The organism is Mesorhizobium sp. LSHC420B00 (assembly GCF_000503055.1).
GTDB lineage: Bacteria > Pseudomonadota > Alphaproteobacteria > Rhizobiales > Rhizobiaceae > Mesorhizobium.
The window spans coordinates 26,837-43,313 of the sequence record NZ_AYVY01000001.1; the positions used below are offsets into that span (position 1 = coordinate 26,837).

At 63.3% G+C, this 16,477-nt stretch carries 14 protein-coding genes; 8 read left to right on the plus strand and 6 right to left on the minus strand.

Annotated features, from left to right (window positions below; genetic code table 11):
- The first annotated feature begins 462 nt into the window (after window positions 1-462).
- Together X760_RS40890 and X760_RS40895 are read left to right on the plus strand one after the other, a co-directional pair.
- Complete coding sequence (locus X760_RS40890) at window positions 463-2,229, plus strand: AMP-binding protein (RefSeq protein WP_023716482.1); 1,767 nt, start codon at window positions 463-465, stop codon at window positions 2,227-2,229.
- A gap of 84 nt (window positions 2,230-2,313) precedes the next feature.
- Complete coding sequence (locus tag X760_RS40895; RefSeq protein ID WP_023716483.1) at window positions 2,314-3,417, plus strand: calcium:proton antiporter; 1,104 nt, start codon at window positions 2,314-2,316, stop codon at window positions 3,415-3,417.
- Between the two features lie 475 nt (window positions 3,418-3,892).
- Here X760_RS40895 and X760_RS40900 read toward each other — a convergent pair whose 3' ends face one another.
- Both X760_RS40900 and X760_RS40905 read right to left on the minus strand, forming a co-directional pair.
- Complete coding sequence (locus X760_RS40900; protein ID WP_023716484.1) at window positions 3,893-4,366, minus strand: isoprenylcysteine carboxylmethyltransferase family protein; 474 nt, start codon at window positions 4,364-4,366, stop codon at window positions 3,893-3,895.
- 21 nt (window positions 4,367-4,387) lie between these two features.
- Complete coding sequence (locus X760_RS40905; protein ID WP_023716485.1) at window positions 4,388-5,281, minus strand: NAD(P)/FAD-dependent oxidoreductase; 894 nt, start codon at window positions 5,279-5,281, stop codon at window positions 4,388-4,390.
- Between the two features lie 114 nt (window positions 5,282-5,395).
- Between X760_RS40905 and X760_RS40910 the strand changes: the two genes are divergently transcribed.
- Window positions 5,396-6,043: a TetR/AcrR family transcriptional regulator gene (locus tag X760_RS40910; RefSeq protein WP_023716486.1), complete on the plus strand. Its 648-nt coding sequence runs from the start codon at window positions 5,396-5,398 to the stop codon at window positions 6,041-6,043.
- 321 nt (window positions 6,044-6,364) lie between these two features.
- Window positions 6,365-6,967 carry a cupin domain-containing protein gene (locus X760_RS40915; protein WP_023716487.1) on the plus strand — a complete coding sequence of 201 codons (603 nt, stop codon included), beginning with the start codon at window positions 6,365-6,367 and terminating at the stop codon, window positions 6,965-6,967.
- A gap of 158 nt (window positions 6,968-7,125) precedes the next feature.
- Here X760_RS40915 and X760_RS77710 read toward each other — a convergent pair whose 3' ends face one another.
- From X760_RS77710 to X760_RS40925, 3 genes are all read right to left on the minus strand, one after another.
- A complete protein-coding gene (locus X760_RS77710; RefSeq protein ID WP_084642348.1) occupies window positions 7,126-7,830 on the minus strand; it encodes a hypothetical protein in 705 nt (234 codons plus the stop codon).
- Between the two features lie 27 nt (window positions 7,831-7,857).
- A complete protein-coding gene (locus X760_RS40920) occupies window positions 7,858-9,105 on the minus strand; it encodes a hypothetical protein (protein WP_156947990.1) in 1,248 nt (415 codons plus the stop codon).
- 364 nt (window positions 9,106-9,469) lie between these two features.
- Window positions 9,470-10,378, minus strand: a complete 909-nt coding sequence (locus X760_RS40925) for a hydrogen peroxide-inducible genes activator (protein ID WP_023716489.1) — start codon at window positions 10,376-10,378, stop codon at window positions 9,470-9,472.
- A gap of 148 nt (window positions 10,379-10,526) precedes the next feature.
- Here X760_RS40925 and katG point away from each other — a divergent pair, with 148 nt between their 5' ends.
- Window positions 10,527-12,725, plus strand: coding sequence for a catalase/peroxidase HPI (gene katG, locus X760_RS40930; RefSeq protein WP_023716490.1), 2,199 nt, complete (start codon window positions 10,527-10,529; stop codon window positions 12,723-12,725).
- 77 nt (window positions 12,726-12,802) lie between these two features.
- On the opposite strand, the gene X760_RS40935 is transcribed toward katG, so the two are convergent.
- The gene (locus X760_RS40935) at window positions 12,803-13,480 is read right to left on the minus strand and encodes an MIP family channel protein (protein WP_023716491.1); all 678 of its coding nucleotides are present in this window, start codon (window positions 13,478-13,480) and stop codon (window positions 12,803-12,805) included.
- Window positions 13,481-13,828: 348 nt separating this feature from the next.
- On the opposite strand from X760_RS40935, the gene X760_RS40940 reads away from it, so the two are divergent.
- The 3 genes from X760_RS40940 (at window position 13,829) to X760_RS40950 (ending at window position 16,400) form a co-directional block, all read left to right on the plus strand.
- Window positions 13,829-15,118, plus strand: a complete 1,290-nt coding sequence (locus X760_RS40940; RefSeq protein WP_023716492.1) for an RsmB/NOP family class I SAM-dependent RNA methyltransferase — start codon at window positions 13,829-13,831, stop codon at window positions 15,116-15,118.
- A 145-nt stretch (window positions 15,119-15,263) separates the two neighbouring features.
- Window positions 15,264-15,722, plus strand: coding sequence for a PaaI family thioesterase (locus tag X760_RS40945; protein WP_023716493.1), 459 nt, complete (start codon window positions 15,264-15,266; stop codon window positions 15,720-15,722).
- Window positions 15,723-15,749: 27 nt separating this feature from the next.
- On the plus strand, window positions 15,750-16,400 hold the full coding sequence (locus X760_RS40950) for a 5'-methylthioadenosine/S-adenosylhomocysteine nucleosidase (protein WP_023716494.1): 651 nt from the start codon (window positions 15,750-15,752) through the stop codon (window positions 16,398-16,400).
- Window positions 16,401-16,477: the final 77 nt, after the last annotated feature.

Below are 16,477 nucleotides of genomic sequence, written 5' to 3' on the forward strand. Positions count from 1 at the left end.
ATCTCCCTCCTTGCGGGGGAGATGGCCGGCAGGCCAGAGGGGGGTGCTGTCCCGCCGACCTGTCAGCCAATCGGAGCCTCATCCGTTCCCGGTTGGGGGTGCTGAAGTCGAACTTGGCGATCCTTCGCCCCCCCTCTGCCCTGCCGGGCATCTCACCCGCAAGGGGGGAGATCGGATATCGCCTCGGCCTTTGCCAACCACTAACGTTGGATCCAGCGGTCTAGCCGTGGCACCGACCCGAAGCGATTTTCCTGATGTACAGCAATTTTGTTCTTGCTTTGTGCCGGCAGCTATGCTACTAATCTCGCTATGGTGCCAATTGGCCCCGAACACCCGCCCGTCGAGGCGGTTTTTTTGTTTTCGGCCCTGACAGGGCGAGTTCCAACCCCAGCCCTATCATCGACGGGATTTCCACCACCCCGCCGGGCTGATAGGCTCGGCCTGTCTGCGGAGGACACGGCGATGCCGATCAATCTCGACGAGCTGAAGAATGCCACCAGCCTGCGCGGCAAGCGCGATGGCGGTTCGTTCATTGCGCCGGTCGACGGCACGGCGCATGTCTCGGGCGAGCGCAGCGTGCCGCTGCTCAACCTGACGATCCCGGCGCTGTTTGCCGATACGGTCGGCAGATACGGCACGCTCGATGCCGCCGTCTTCGTCGAGCAGGACAAGCGCTTTACCTGGGAGGAACTGTCGGACACCGTCGATGCGCTCGCCGCCGGCTTCCTGGTGCTCGGCCTCGAGAAAGGCGACCGCGTCGGCATCTGGTCGCCGAACCGCTGGGAATGGCTGGTGACGCAATTCGCCACCGCCCGCATCGGCCTGATCCTGGTCAACATCAACCCGGCCTACCGGCTGGTCGAGCTGGAATATGCCTTGAACAAGGTCGGTTGCCGAGCGCTGGTCACCGCCGCCAAGTTCAAGAGCTCCGACTATCTCGGCATGATCGAGACGCTGGCGCCGGAGATCGCCAAGGCAGCGCCGGGCAAGCTCGACGCCAACAGACTGCCGGCGCTGAAGATCGTCATCCGCATGGACGAGGAGAATTCGCCGGGCATGTTCAATTTCGCCGACGTGCTGGCGATGGCCGGGCGCGACGAACATGATAAGCTCGACCGCATCTCCGACGGGCTGAAGCCGGACGACGCCATCAACATCCAGTTCACCAGCGGCACGACCGGTGCGCCCAAGGGCGCGACGCTGACCCACAACAACATCGTCAACAACGGCAATTTCGTCACCGCGGCGATCAGGCTTACGGTCGACGACCTGCTGTGCATCCCGGTGCCGCTCTATCACTGCTTCGGCATGTCGATGGGCACGATTGGCTGCGTCACCAAGGGCGCGACCATGGTTTTCCCGAGCGAGGGGTTCGATGCCGGCGCCACGCTGAAGGCGGTGGCAACGGAACGCTGCACCGCGCTCTACGGCGTGCCGACCATGTTCGTCGGTCTGCTCGACCATCCGGAGTTCGCCTCCTTCGATCTCACCAGCCTGCGCACCGGCATCATGGCCGGCTCGCCATGCCCGATCGAGGTGATGAAGAAGGTGGTGTCGCTGATGCACATGGCCGAGGTGACCATCGCCTACGGCATGACCGAGACCAGCCCGGTGTCGTTCCAGAGCAGCGTCGACGACCCCCTGGAAAAGCGCGTCTCGACCGTCGGCCGCGTCCATCCGCATGTCGAGGTCAAGGCCATCGACGCCGAAGGCGCCACCGTCGTGGTCGGCGCGCCGGGCGAGCTCTGCACGCGCGGCTATTCCGTGATGAAGGGCTATTGGGACGACGAGCAGAAGACCCGCGAGGCGGTCGACGCCGACGGCTGGATGCACACCGGCGACCTCGCCACAATCGATGCCGAGGGCTATTGCAACATCGTCGGCCGGGTCAAGGACATGGTCATCCGCGGCGGCGAGAACGTCTATCCGCGCGAGGTCGAGGAATTCCTCTATCGCCACCCCAAGATCAAGGAGGTGCAGGTATTCGGCATTCCCGACCCGAAATATGGCGAGGAGCTGTGCGCCTGGATCGTGCTGAAGCCCGGCCAGATCACAACGGAGCAGGAGATCAAGGCCTTCTGCGCCGGGCAGATCGCCCATTTCAAGATCCCGCGCTACATCCGCTTCCGCACCGAATTGCCGATGACGGTGACCGGCAAGCCGCAGAAATACCTGATGCGCCAGGCGATGATCGACGAACTGGGATTGGTGACGCAGAAGACGGCTTGAGCGCGCGCTTCAGGCTTTCGCAGGGTTCGCAGAAGGGGCTTGCCCAGAAGGGACCTGCAACACGGCTTGCGGAAGGGGCTTGGAATGAGTGGTTTCGCAAGATCGGCGGTTTCCTACGGCATGCCGTTGGCCGCCCTGGCGATGGCTGTCGCGGTCAGGGCCAGCGGGGTGTCGGTGGACGAAGGGTCGCTTGGCACCAGGATATTTATCGGCGCGCTTTCGAGCGCGATCATGTTCACCACCATTTTCGTCGTGCTCGACCACGCCGAGGCGGTGGCCCGGCGGGTAGGCGAGCCGTACGGCACGTTGGTGCTGACCATCGCCGTGACGGCAATCGAAGTGTCGATCATCGTTTCCATCATGCTGCACGGAGCCAACAACCCGACGCTTGCACGCGAATCCGTCTTCTCGACGGTGATGATCACGTCGACCGGCGTTGTCGGCATGTGTCTGACATTTGGCGGCTGGCGTCATCGCAAGCAGGCAATCGTCCGCCAAGGGACCAGCGCCTATCTGGCGGTGCTGGTCGCACTGAGCGTCACGACGCTCATTCTGCCGACCTACACGCGAACCACCGATCCCGGCACCTTCTCGGCCGCCCAACTCGGCTTCGTCAGCGTGCTTTCAGTGCTGCTCTATGCGGGTTTTCTGTTCGCGCAGACTGTCCGCCACCGGGATGATTTCATCGACGGACAAGCGCATGGCGCCGCAGTGCCAGCCGACGCCCACGAAAGCATTGCCGCTAGTGCTCTGCTCCTGCTGATCGGGCTGATCGGCATCGTCATGCTGGCCGAGCAGGTCGCCGCCAGCGTCGAGGATGCGCTCGTCGCCTATCAGGTGCCCCAGGCCGACGCCATTGTCGGCGCGATGATCGCCGGGCTGGTCTTGATGCCGGAGGCGATCTCGGCGGTTCGCGCCGCCCTCAACAACGAGCTGCAGCGCGGCCTGAACGTCGCCATGGGTTCGGCCTGCGCCACAATCGGCCTGACAATACCGGGCATCGCCGCCGCCAGCCTGCTGACCGGAAGAGGCCTGACCCTGGGCCTGCCGGCGACCGACGTGGTGCTTTTGGTCCTGGCGCTCTTCATCTGCAATGTGAGCTTTAGCACCGAGAGGACGACGTTCCTGACCGGGCTGGTGCATCTGGTGGTGTTTTGCACGTATGTGTTTTTGATATTTGTGCCGTGAGGGTGGGGGGAGGTGGGCGGTCAGAGGCGGATAGGTTAGGAAAACTGCTTGAACGTCTCAATATGGGCCGGTGGCGGTCTGTCCGCTCTTGGTCACCGCTTCTCGAAAGCAGACATCGGTGTGCGGTGCGTCGACGGCTCATTTGTGGCGGCAAGCCGTGCAAGACGAGCGTCGGTTGACCATCGGGATCACCACCCTGCAGCGCGTGAAAGGTGCAGTGTGGCAGGTCGAAGGTGACGTGTTCGAACTCCATGTGTGTCAGGCTTCTCCAAGAGCGGTCGGACGAGCGATCCTGATGCTGGCCTCGGTGTCTCTGGTTTTGGACATGTGCGTCTCCTCAGGCGCCGGGTGTACTGCGTCAGCCGGCAGTCGGTTTCCGTGACACCGGCCCGCAACCTTCAGAATATGATAGCTCGCGGCAAGGAAGCCGGTGCTGGTTTATCAGAAGGCCCCGCAGGCGGCAGCGGCGGAATAGTCAGAGCCAGCGGCGAACCTCGGCCTTGTAGCGGCGGTAGTCGTCGCCGAACTTCGCTTCGAGATAGCGCTCCTCGCGGGCGATCACCTGCGTCTGGATCGCGATCAGCACCAACGGGAGCAAGGCGAAGGCGATCGGCCCGTCGAAGCCGATCGCAAGGCCGGAATAGATAAGCGCCATGCCGAGATACATGGGATTGCGGGTCCACCGATAAGGACCGGTCGTTGCGATGAGGGTCGTTGGCTGCGACGGCGGAACGTTGGTGCCCAGCCGCCGGAACAGCCCCGCCGCCGCAAGCATCATCGCCGCGCCGGCAACGAACAGCAGCGCGCCCGTCGCGACCAGCAACCGCCAGTCGATGCCGAAAGAGCGCAGGGTGACGAACCGCTCCGCCGCCAGCCCCAACAGCAGCGCTCCTAGATAGACGAAGGGCGGAGGGAAGCGCACACCCGCGCTGTCCGGTTCGACGGCCATGCTCATCTCCAATCTGTGCTCTCAAACAAGCATCGACTGCTGGGCTGAGATACCCGCCGTCGCGCCCTGCGATATTGCTGTGGTGACCGAAGCCATGGCTGGGTTTGCAAGATCGCCGGCGGCGTACATGCCGGGTATGCTGGTTTCGCGGCGCTCGTCGGCCTTCAGGGCGATGCCGAGGGGCGTATTGACCGTGGCGAGTCCCAGTGATTCATGCAGGCTTGCGGACGGCTTGTTGCGCGGATGCGCGAACAAGATATCGACTGCGACATCGGGGGCGGTATCGAGCTTGACGGTGGCATTGTGGCCCCTGTGGCGGGCGATTTCGGTGATCCGGCCATCAACGACAGGTATGTTGCGGCGCGCCAGATCGGCCCGGATATCGGGTGCAATGTCGTGACCATCGGCGAAGACCGTCAACGTGTCGGTCCAGTCGTGGTACAGCCTGACATAATTGTGCGACGGCGGGCCGGACCAGACGAGGCCCCAATGCTGGCCGGCGACTTCAAAGCCATCGCAATAGGGGCAGGGTACGATGGACGTGCCCCAGCCTTCGGCAAAGCCCGGAACATCAGGCATCTGGTCGGCAACGCCATAGCTCAGGATCAGTCGCAGCGCCCCAAGGCTTTCGCCAGCGCCAGTGAGGACAGAGAAATCGTCGATGGCGCCGGAGACCCTGTCGGCCCGGGCATTGACCAGCCTGATCGTGGGATAGCGCGCCAGCTGCTGCCGCGCTTCGGCCAGGATGTCCAGCGGTGGCTTGTGATCGTGGCCGAGCAGACCATGCGAGTGGCCGGCGAAGCGGTTGCGCGGCAGGCCGGTATCGAGAACGGTGACCTTGCGGCGGGCACGGCCGAGCTGCAGGGCGGCGGCGAGACCGGCAAAGCTGCCGCCGATGATGATGACGTCATCCATGGTGATGGGCTCCGTATGTGGATGAGGGGTTGGTTTGGGCCTGGCTTGCACATTTTTGACACTGCGTGGTATCGTAATTCAAGAATTATGATACTGTCAAGGACTGGAATTGTCGTGACCGAAAACAGCCAGGGCCGGCGCGGCCGGCCCGCCAATGAGGCGCTTGGCCAAACGATAGTCGACGCCGCGTGCGAACTCTTTGAGGAATTGGGTTTTCATGCGACGACATTGGACAAGGTCGCCCAGCGAGCGAAGATATCCAAGCTCAGCATCTATCGGCACTTCGAGAACAAGGAGGCGCTGTTCAGCGCGGCCATCGCGGCCCGCTGCCATCAGTTTGCACCACAGGCCCTTTTTGAAGGCGTCGACGGTTCGGCCGAAGATCAGCTCATGGCGGTGGGATCATCCCTGCTTCGCACGCTGTTGAACCCGGACGTCCGCAGTGTCGAAGCCATGATCATGGCCGACAAGACGAATCAAAAGTCGTTAAGCAAGCTCCATTACGAAGCCGGCCCCGCCCATGTCATCGCCCAAATCGAGGCCCTGTTGCGTCAGTTGCACGCGAAGGCGGTTCTGAACGTGACCGACCCTCTCCGGTCCGCCCGCTTGTTTGCCGCGCTTATCAAAGGATCCGATCTCCTGATTATCGCACGCTTCGATGAGGCGAGAGCAGAGGACGACAACGAAATCGAATCCTATTGCCGGTCGGCCGTCGCCATGTTCATCGCCGCGCACGGTGGCAACGACCACCCGGGCGGATAGCCTAGGAGTACTTGCATGATATTTGGGATGCTCGCATTGACATCAACGCGACTATTATCGTTGGGCAGCGGGCTGACCGGCGGAGTAACCGCTACCACCCCATTCGAGGCCTTAGTGCCGGCTTAGCAGACCGTCAGCTTTCGGGAAGCTGCAATGGTGGTCTGAACGGCAAAAATGCGGCGCAAAGCAGCCATTCAGGATTTGCCGGACCTTGTTGCGGAGCCGCCATGGTGCAGATCGCGGAACTCTAACCCTAGCGGAACCAACCGCCACGCAGCCGATTAACCGGCATGGAGCTCCAAACCACCCAAGGGCCACCCCATGAGCATTCTGCAAACCACGAAGAAGGCCGTCGAGCAGGTCACCGGCATCGCCAGGCCAGACAGGCGAGAGGTCGCCGACCTCCTGAGGCCGCGCAAAGCGAATGCATTTCGGTTCAGGGATGACGGGCTGGTGCCCAACCATCCGTTCTGGCCGCTGGTCGTCTATCGCGGCGCCGTGACGCTGCCCGAAGACTTCGATCCGGCGGCTGTCATGGAGGCGCTTTTTGAAGCCAATGGCTGGGGCGATAGCTGGCGCAACGGCATCTACAACTACGTTCACTACCATTCGCGCATACATGAGGTGCTGGGCGTCGCGCGCGGCACGGCCAAGGTTCGCTTTGGCGGCAAGATGGGACGAACGCTGTCGCTGAAGGCCGGCGACGTCGCGGTGCTTCCGGCCGGCACCGGGCACCAGCGTCTTTCCGCATCCGACGATTTTCTAGTCGTCGGCGCCTATCCTCAATCCGGCACCTATGACCTGTGCACGACTGCCGCCTACCATGCCAAGGCGGTCGTAACGATCCCCAAGGTTGGCCGGCCGCGCAAGGACCCTGTCTATGGAAGCAAAGGCCCGTTGCTCGCAGCCTGGGACAGGGACTGAAGCCTTCTTTTCGAAGGGGCTTGCGGGTTGGCTTCGTGGCTCAAACCGAACCTTTGACCAACACCTACGGCGCCACCGACGAAGAAGGGCGCCTTGTAGATGGCGAAGCGGATCGTGCCGCTGTCGGCGTGCGGCAGCTCTGGCAATCAGGCTTGGTGCTATGTTATCGCAGTGACCCTGCCCGACGCATCGAGGCGACAACTGACTTGCGCCTGTCGGACTTCGATGCCACCCTTTCTTGCGTAGTCTATTCGCACCTCGATCGGCGCCGTGCGTGCACCCCGAAGTTGACGCAATGCGCCTGCGCTTACCGCGTGGACACGGACGGCGCCAAGCGGCGTCGCAGCGGCCATGATCGCCGCGCGGCAGGCTTGCACGACCGCAACCGGCGTACCGGGTCTCGCTGTCAGTGGTCCCAGAGATCCAAAGGGATACCCCTTGGTGGAGTCACTCCCACCGGCTTTGGAAGGCCTGAGGACGGGTGGCAGGACGATGGATTGCCTGGCGGTCTTGGCAGGGGAAGGGGCCGTCACTGCAGTCGAACTGTCGGGTGCCGTAGCCGCTTCGTTTTCGGCGGACGGATCGTCGCCCACACTGGCACTTGTGCTTGTGTCACCAACGTTGCCGCTGGCACTAACGCCTGCGTCGACTGATCCGTCATCTGCACCGACCGAAGCTCCAACATTTGCTCCGCCTACGCCGTCGACGCTCGTGCCCGCTCCCGCAGATACGCCTTGCGAACCGGCGCTCACTCCAGCACTGACCCCGACACCGCCGGCCCTACCGCCCACACCTGCTTCAAGAGCCGAGGCAGGCCCAATTGTGATCCCGATCGTCAACGCGGCTGCGACATACTTGTTCATTGTCATCTCCCCTGCGGCTTTCGCTCCCTAGTCTTCACTGGCGCGGCTCGAGCTTTTTGATGGCCGTGTTGGAAGCAATGCTGCGGGAAGAGGTATGGTTGCCAGCAGAGCAGTTTGCGGCGACTTTTGGACCTTCACTTTCTGTTTTTTCGGCAAGTCCGGTTCACGGGCTGGTTGGGCGCCCGAATGCGATAACCTACTTGCAAGTGCACTCGCGGGGGTACGTGCTTTCGGCGCGCGCTCCACAGCCGCAGTGCGACGCTTACCCTTGACAATATCAATTGCCTCACGCGCGGCACTGAGGCTGCGGGCTAGACCGATAGCCCGTTCACGCTCTTGGTCCAGCGCGGCACTCAAATCTGCCGAGCTCTGCTTTAAAGCATCGCGTTCCCGGCGAACAATATCGAGGTCACGTACAGCTGAATCTGCTCGTTCGCGTCCCCGTTCGAGTGTTTCTCGATCCTGCTTTAGAGCGGCCTCGGCCACCTGTCGGTCCCTTATGGCGTTGGCTTGCTCGACGGCTGCCAGATTTGCGCCTTTCTTAAGAGCATCGATAGTTTGGCGAGCCGTGGTAAGTTCTTGTTCCAGGAGCTCAACCTTGTGCCGCTCGTCATCAAGCGTTCGCTTCGCAGCAAGCTGGGATGCGTCCATAGAGGGGTGCGCTCCAAGCGCGGCAGCCTTCTCGCTGTTCCAGAGACTGGCTTCGGCCCTGTAGCTTTCGATAACGCGCTGCGCGGCCTCCAGATCGAGCGCGAGCGCTTCGTCTGTTCGCTGCTGCTCATTTAGGGCTTGTGCTTGCTGAGCCACCGTGTCTGCCAGTACGTGTGCCTGGGCGCTTAGCTCACGTGCGCCGCGCTGCATAGCGTCCAGCTCCGCTCGTGCTGCGGCCAATTCGCGGCGTAAAGCCTCCTCATGCTCGCCGAGCGGCGTTTGCGCGCCCTCCTTGAGTGCCCGTGTTTTGAGTGCCTGCGCTTCGCTGAGCACACGGGATCCCAGCGCGCTCGGTTGTGGCTTGCCCGGTTCTTTGCCGACCTTGGTGTGTTCGGAAACCACGACCGACGAGCTGTCGTTAGCTGTGGCAACCGCTGACGCTTCGGGCGCCAACTGACCATTTGCCGGAGATGCCAACAGCAGAACGAGGCATAACGGAATGAGGGATGGTATGGCGTTGCACCCCATGCCGCGTATCTCGTGAAGTAAAATCAAGGGCCGTCGTTTAATAAGGGTGAAGTCACAACGGAGACATTTTGACCTGGTACTCTGCGCATGATTCATCACTGAACCTCACCGATCGCGGCCCTCACCGCTATTGTATTCTCCACTTACTGCACGCCGCGGATGCCGCACCAAAAAGATCAATGCTAGTGAAGCACCCTCGGCAACGCCAAAGCACGGAATTGCGCGCAAAGGCTGTTTCCTATTTCCTTAGTTGTCATCATTCGAACAAACGGAACTTTCGGCTTTCGGGATGACCATCTTCCCTACCCAACGGCTGTGATGCGGCGCAAAGCAGCCATTCAGGTCTGCGAAGGTCGATTTCGAGTCAACACCAGACTAAAAAGGTTGAAGTCGTTCCTTTAGAAGGGGCTTGCGGTCCGCTTCGGCCTAAACCAGACCATTGACCGACACCCCCCGCCGCTCACGCCGCAAGCACCGCCGCATCCAGCCCGCGGATGATCTTGGCCAGTTCGACGCATTCGTCGTGGCGGACCTTGTTGCGCCGCCAGGCGAGGCAGATCGTGCGTTGCGGCATTGGTTCCTGGAACGGCACGATCTTCAGATCGGGGATAGTGCTGGCCGGTCCCGCCGCCATTTCCGGGATGAGCGTCACGCCGAGCCCGTGCGCCACCATCTGTAAGAGCGTCGTCAGGCTGGTCGCGCCATAGCTTGCCATCGCCACCGGCCGCACGCTGCCGCAGACGGCGAGCGCCTGTTCGCGCAGGCAATGGCCTTCCTCCAGCAGCATCAGCCGCTCCAGTGCCGGGCTTTCCGGCGCCACCGGCGGCGAGGCGAAGGCGGGGTCGCCGGCCGGCACGGCCAGGAAGAACCGGTCGGAGAACAGCGCCTCGGTGACCAGGCCTGGGTAATCGAGGGGTAGTGCCGCGACGAAGGCGTCGAGCTTTCCCGAAGCCGTGTCCTCGACCAGCGAAGCGGTCACCGCCTCGCGCAATTCGAGTTGCAATGCCGGGAAATGCCGTTTCAGCTTCGGCAGCACATGCGGCAAGAGATAGGGCGCCACCGTCGGGATGATGCCGAGCCGGAAGCGGCCCTCTAGCGCCGGGCGGCCGCGCCGGGCCGTCGCCTCGACGTCGCGGACGTCGGCAAGAATGCGCTCGATGCGCGGCAGTAGGGCCTGCGCCTCGTCGGTCATCCGCACCGCCTTGCCGCCGCGCTCGAACAACCGGCAATTGAGCCGCAGCTCCATCTCGGCGATCTGCGAAGAAAGCGCCGGCTGGCTGACGCCGGCGAGTTTTGCCGCACGGCCGAAATGCAGCGTTTGCGCCAGCGCTTCGAAATAATGCATCTGCCGGACGGTCAAGCCAATCATAAGGAAAACCTATCAGAATAAACAGCAAAGGCAATTTGTCTTTATCGGCTGGGCAGGCTAGTCTGGAACCATTCCAGAATGGCGCGGCTGCTGGCCCTGCCCGGAAAATCAACAAAATCCCGGAAAATCAACAAAATCGGAGGCAAAGATGGACGCGAAAACCGACGACAACAGCGCCGGCAAATGCCCGGTCCCACATGGATCGGCCAGGAGGAGCAATCGTGACTGGTGGCCGAACCAGCTTGACCTTGCCGTCCTCCACCAGCAGTCCAGCCTCTCGGACCCGATGGACGAGGACTTCGACTACGCCAAGGAATTCAAGAGCCTCGATCTCGATACGGTGATCAGGGATCTGCACCAGGTGATGACCGATTCGCAGGATTGGTGGCCGGCCGATTTTGGCCATTACGGCCCGCTCTTCATCCGCATGGCCTGGCACAGCGCCGGCACCTATCGCATCGGCGATGGCCGTGGCGGCGCCGGCGCCGGCCAGCAGCGTTTCGCGCCGCTCAACAGCTGGCCGGACAACGCCAATCTCGACAAGGCGCGCCGGCTGCTGTGGCCGATCAAGCAGAAATATGGCAGGAAAATCTCCTGGGCCGACCTGTTGATCCTCACCGGCAACGTCGCGCTGGAATCGATGGGCTTCAAGACCTTCGGCTTCGCCGGCGGCCGCGCCGATGTCTGGGAGCCCGAGCAGGACGTCGACTGGGGGTCGGAAACCAAGTGGCTCGACGACGAGCGCTATTCCGGCGACCGCGAACTTCAGGGCCATCTCGGCGCCGTGCAGATGGGGCTGATCTACGTCAACCCGGAAGGACCGAACGGCACGCCCGATCCATTGGCCTCGGCACGCGACATCCGCGAAACCTTCGCCCGCATGGCCATGAACGATGAGGAAACCGTGGCGCTCATCGCCGGCGGTCACACCTTCGGCAAGACCCACGGCGCCGGCGATGCGTCGCTGGTCGGGGCGGAGCCGGAAGGCGCAGGCATCGAAGCGCAGGGCCTCGGGTGGTCGAGCAAGCATGCCACCGGCATTGCCGGCGATGCCATCACCTCGGGCCTCGAGGTGACGTGGACCACGACGCCGACCAAATGGAGCAACAACTTCTTCGACAATCTGTTCAACTACGAATGGGAACTGACCAAGAGCCCGGCCGGCGCCCATCAGTGGACACCGAAGGGCGGCGCCGGTGCAGGCACCGTGCCGGATGCGCACGATGCCTCGAAGCGCCGCGCCCCGGCGATGCTGACCACCGACCTCGCGCTACGCGTCGACCCGGCCTACGAGAAGATCTCGCGGCGGTTCCACCAGAATCCGGATCAGTTCGCCGATGCCTTCGCGCGCGCCTGGTTCAAGCTGACCCATCGCGACATGGGTCCCGTCGTCCGCTATCTCGGCCCGCTCGTGCCGAAGGAAGAGCTGATCTGGCAGGATCCGATACCGGCAGTCGACCACGAACTGGTCGGCGAACAGGATATCGCCTCGCTGAAGGCGAAGATCCTGGCCTCCGGCCTGTCCGTTTCCGAACTGGTCTCGACCGCCTGGGCCTCAGCCTCGACTTTCCGCGGCTCCGACAAGCGCGGCGGCGCCAACGGCGCACGCGTCCGGCTGGCGCCGCAGAAGGATTGGGAGGTCAACCAGCCGGCGCAGCTGGCCAAGGTGCTCGAAAAGCTTGAAAGCATCCAGAGCGAGTTCAACGCCTCGCAGGCAGGCGACAAGAAGGTCTCGCTTGCCGACCTCATCGTTCTCGGCGGCGTCGCCGCGGTCGAGAAGGCGGCCAAGGACGGCGGCCATGACGTCAAGGTGCCGTTCACGCCAGGCCGCATGGACGCCTCGCAGGAACAGACCGACGTCCAGTCCTTCGCCGCGCTCGAGCCGAAAGTCGATGGCTTCCGCAACTACGTCAGGGGCAAGCCGCCGATGTCGGTCGAAGCGATGCTGGTCGACCGGGCGCAGCTGCTGACCTTGACGGCGCCGGAGATGACGGTGCTTGTCGGCGGGCTGCGGGTGCTCGGCGCCAACACCGGCCAGTCGAAGCACGGGGTGTTCACCGACAGGCCGGGCACGTTGACCAATGATTTCTTCGTCAACCTGCTCAGCATGAATACGGTCTGGGATCCGGCCGCCGGCTCCGATGAAGTCTACCAAGCGCGCGACCGCAAGACCAAGGCGGTCAAGTGGACCGGCACCCGCGCCGACCTGATCTTCGGCTCGCACGCGCAGTTGCGTGCACTTGCCGAGGTTTACGGCTCGGCCGACGCCGGGCAGAAGTTCGTCAGGGATTTCGCCGCGGCCTGGACCAAGGTGATGAACGCCGACCGTTTTGACCTCGCGGCCTGATCCAGCACACGAAGTTCTCGACGCAACAAAAAAGGCGCGGGCCTCGACCCGCGCCTTTTCGTTGGGCCTCCGAAAAGTCAGTCCTTCTCGAAGATACCGGCCTTGGCAACCACGCCGGCAATGGCGCCGCCGATCAGCGGCGCGACGATGAACAGCCACAGCTGGCCGATCGCCGCAGTTCCCGAAAACAGCGCCGGTCCGATCGAACGGGCCGGGTTGAGCGATGTGCCGGTCACCGGGATGATGGCGAAATGCAGGCCGGCCAGCGTCAGGCCGATTACGAGGCCGGCGAAGGCCGTGGTGTGCTTGGCGTTGGTGACGCCGAGGATCACCGTGACGAAGGTGAAGGTTCCGATCAGCTCCCACAGGAAGGCCGAGCTGACGCCCCATTTCGTCACGTCCCAGCCATTGGCGCCGAAGCCGCCGGTGTGGCCGCCGACCTGTCCGGAGACGATGATCCACAGTGCCAGCGATGCGATGATGGCGCCGATGACCTGCGCGATCCAGTAGGGAATGACGTCCCTGGCCGGCATCCGCCCGGCGAGGAACACACCGAGCGTCACCGCCGGATTGAGGTGCGCGCCGGAAATCGGGCCGATCGCATAGGCCGCCGCAATCAGGCCGATGCCGAATGCCAGACCGATACCTTCCTGGCCAAGCGGCAGCGCGCCGCCGAAGCCGCCCGTCACCACCGAAGCCGTGCCGATGAACACCAATAGAAACGTGCCTAGAACTTCCGCCAGATAAGCTTTCATTGCCCTCTCCTCGTGTCGACCCGCGGCTCCGCCTTTTTCTGCGACGCGAATCACCGCGCAAAGAGTATTCGCAACCGCAAAAGTTGCAAAGCAGAGCAGTTGCACCAGCCGGCGTGCTTGCGCCCACCAGACAAGAACATTAGAATCTTGTAATATATTGATCGAATTATTTGGTTCCGCATGCCGACGCCCGCTTGGTGGCGGCGGCTCGCGATGCACGAACCCACATTCGTCACCCGCCTTGCATGGATTGTCTCGCCGTCGGGGAAACAGAACTGTTTCAATCAGGACACGAAAAGCTCTAAGAGCAGGGCCGGATTTTATTTTGCTGAGTAATGGAAGACGACAATGAGACTGGGCGGGCGGCTGGCGGCAGCCATCGAAGTGCTTGACGACATTGGCCGGCGCCACCGGCCGGTGGCCGATGCGCTGAAGGACTGGGGCCTGTCGCACCGCTTCGCCGGTGGCGGCGACCGCGCCGCGATCGGCAACATCGTCTACGACGCGCTGCGCCGCAAACGCTCCGCCGGCTGGCTGCTCGGCGAGGAGACGCCGCGCGCCATCGGCTTCGGCGCGCTGCTGCTCGAATGGGGCCAGACGGCGCAGTCGCTGAACGAGGCGCTCGAGGGCGACAAGTTCGCGCCGCCGCTGCTGAGCGCCGACGAATTGAAAACCCTCGCCGCTCGCCGGCTCACCGACGCGCCGCCGGCTGTCAGGGCAGACATCCCCGACTGGTGCATGCCGCTGTTCGAGCGGGCGTTCGGCACGGCCTGGGTGGAAGAGGGTGCCGCGCTTGGCACTCGCCCGCCGCTCGACCTCAGGGTCAACACGCTCAAGGCCGATCGTGGCAAGGTGCTGGCGGAATTGGCGGAGACCGGCGCCAAGCCTGCGCGGATCGCGCCGCACGGCATCCGCATCCCGCCGATCGACGGCGACGGCAGGCACCCGAACGTGCAGGCCGAACCGGCCTTCCAGAAAGGCTGGTTCGAGGTTCAGGACGAAGGTTCGCAGATTGCAGCCGAACTGGCCGGCGCCGAGCCTGGCATGCAGGTGCTCGACTTTTGTGCCGGCGCCGGCGGCAAGACGCTGGCGCTGTCCGCGGCAATGGACAATCGCGGCCAGATCTTCGCCCACGATGCCGAGAAGGCAAGGCTGGCGCCGATATTCGACCGCATCCGCCGCTCGGAAAACCGCAATGTGCAGATCGTCACCAAGCCGGCCGAGCTTGCGCCGCTCGGCAAGCACATGGATATCGTCCTGATCGATGCGCCCTGCACCGGCAGCGGCACGTGGCGGCGCCGGCCGGATGCCAAATGGCGGCTGACGCAAAGGCAGCTCGACGCCCGCAAGGGCGAGCAGGAGACGATACTCGATGCCGCCAAGGACTTCGTCAAACCCGGCGGCCTGCTGGTCTACATCACCTGTTCGGTGTTCGACGAGGAGAATGGCGACCAGGTTTCGGCCTTCCGGGACCGCCATCCCGGCTTTGTCCCGGTCGATCACCGCCAGCTTTGGGACAGCCGTTTTGCGGGCCACGAAGCGGCAGTGCGTATTGGCGCCGCGGGCGGCATTTCGCTGTCGCCGTTGCTGAGCGGCACCGACGGCTTTTATTTCTGCGCGCTGCGGCGGGCTGGCTGAACGGTTGCCGGATGTCGCCGATCTCGCTTCTTATCAGCAGGTTTAGCCAATTGCTGCAGTGCAGCATTTGCGATTGCCTGCCGCCCACCCCTCTGCGATAAATGCCTCTACAATAAGATTTGTCGAGAAACGAAGGGCGACGGCCATGGCAGCAAAGATCGTTCCTGCTCCCGATTATGAGGACCGCGTCAGGACGTCCTTCGCGCGCCAGAACGCGATGATGACGATTGGCGCCGAGCTGACGCTGGTGACGCCCGGTATCATCGAGATCGAAATGCCCTATTCGTCGGCACTGACCCAGCAGCACGGCTTTCTTCATGCCGGCGTCATTTCGACGGCTCTCGATTCGGCCTGTGGCTATGCGGCATTCTCGCTGATGCCGGAAAATTCCGGCGTGCTGACCATCGAGTTCAAGGTCAATCTGCTGGCGCCCGGCCGGGGCGAGCGCTTCCTGTTCCGCGGCTCGGTGACCAAGCCCGGTCGCACCATTATCGTCGCCGATGGCCAGGCCTATGCGTTCGCCACCGACGGCGAGGCCAAGTTGATCGCCACGATGACCGGAACGATGATGACGGTGCTCGGCCGCGACGATATCGAGGGCTGAGGAACGGGCAGGGGAGGACAGACGATCATGGCCGGCAAGACACCTGGTGAGCTCACCCTGATTTCCGGCAAGTCCGTTCTCTTCGTCATGGCGGCCGAAGCCGAATACGGCCCACACTTGCAGCGGCTGTTCACGCCGCTGATGACCGGCGTCGGGCCGGTCGAGGCCGGCGTCGGGCTCAGCGCCGAACTGTCCCGGCTGCACGCCGGGAAGGCGCTGCCGGATCTGGTCGTGTCGCTCGGTTCGGCGGGCAGCCGGATGCTGGAGCAGACGGAAATCTACCAGGCCGTTTCGGTCGCCTACCGCGACATGGACGCTTCGCCCTTGGGTTTCGAGAAGGGCGCCACGCCGTTTCTCGACCTGCCTGTCGGTGTGCCGCTACCGTTCAGGATACCGGGCATCAGGCCGGCGACGCTGTCCACCGGCGCGGCAATCGTCTCCGGCGCCGCCTACGACGCGGTCGCCGCTGATATGGTCGACATGGAGACCTTCGCCTGCCTGCGCGCCTGTCAGCTGTTCGACGTGCCGCTTATCGGCCTGCGCGGCATTTCCGACGGGGCGGCCGATCTGAGACACGTCGGCGACTGGACGGAATACCTGCATGTCATCGACGAGAAGCTGGCCGGGGCGGTGCAACTGCTGGAACAGGCGATCGCGTCTGACACGCTGCAGTTTTGACCTGTCCCATTAAGATGCGGATTCGGAGTGAGAGAGACGCCCCGCAACCCATTGCGCCGACTCGTTTCTTTCTTTAA

What these genes read in the sequence shown, in the direction of transcription:
- X760_RS40915 (WP_023716487.1), top strand. Translation starts at nt 6,365, where the DNA reads ATGAGCATTCTGCAAACCACGAAGAAGGCCGTCGAGCAGGTCACCGGC.
- X760_RS40890 (WP_023716482.1), top strand. Translation starts at nt 463, where the DNA reads ATGCCGATCAATCTCGACGAGCTGAAGAATGCCACCAGCCTGCGCGGC.
- X760_RS40905 (WP_023716485.1), bottom strand. Translation starts at nt 5,281, where the DNA reads ATGGATGACGTCATCATCATCGGCGGCAGCTTTGCCGGTCTCGCCGCC.
- X760_RS40940 (WP_023716492.1), top strand. Translation starts at nt 13,829, where the DNA reads ATGAGACTGGGCGGGCGGCTGGCGGCAGCCATCGAAGTGCTTGACGAC.
- X760_RS77710 (WP_084642348.1), bottom strand. Translation starts at nt 7,830, where the DNA reads ATGAACAAGTATGTCGCAGCCGCGTTGACGATCGGGATCACAATTGGG.
- X760_RS40950 (WP_023716494.1), top strand. Translation starts at nt 15,750, where the DNA reads ATGGCCGGCAAGACACCTGGTGAGCTCACCCTGATTTCCGGCAAGTCC.
- X760_RS40920 (WP_156947990.1), bottom strand. Translation starts at nt 9,105, where the DNA reads ATGAATCATGCGCAGAGTACCAGGTCAAAATGTCTCCGTTGTGACTTC.
- X760_RS40900 (WP_023716484.1), bottom strand. Translation starts at nt 4,366, where the DNA reads ATGGCCGTCGAACCGGACAGCGCGGGTGTGCGCTTCCCTCCGCCCTTC.
- X760_RS40925 (WP_023716489.1), bottom strand. Translation starts at nt 10,378, where the DNA reads ATGATTGGCTTGACCGTCCGGCAGATGCATTATTTCGAAGCGCTGGCG.
- katG (WP_023716490.1), top strand. Translation starts at nt 10,527, where the DNA reads ATGGACGCGAAAACCGACGACAACAGCGCCGGCAAATGCCCGGTCCCA.
- X760_RS40895 (WP_023716483.1), top strand. Translation starts at nt 2,314, where the DNA reads ATGAGTGGTTTCGCAAGATCGGCGGTTTCCTACGGCATGCCGTTGGCC.
- X760_RS40935 (WP_023716491.1), bottom strand. Translation starts at nt 13,480, where the DNA reads ATGAAAGCTTATCTGGCGGAAGTTCTAGGCACGTTTCTATTGGTGTTC.
- X760_RS40945 (WP_023716493.1), top strand. Translation starts at nt 15,264, where the DNA reads ATGGCAGCAAAGATCGTTCCTGCTCCCGATTATGAGGACCGCGTCAGG.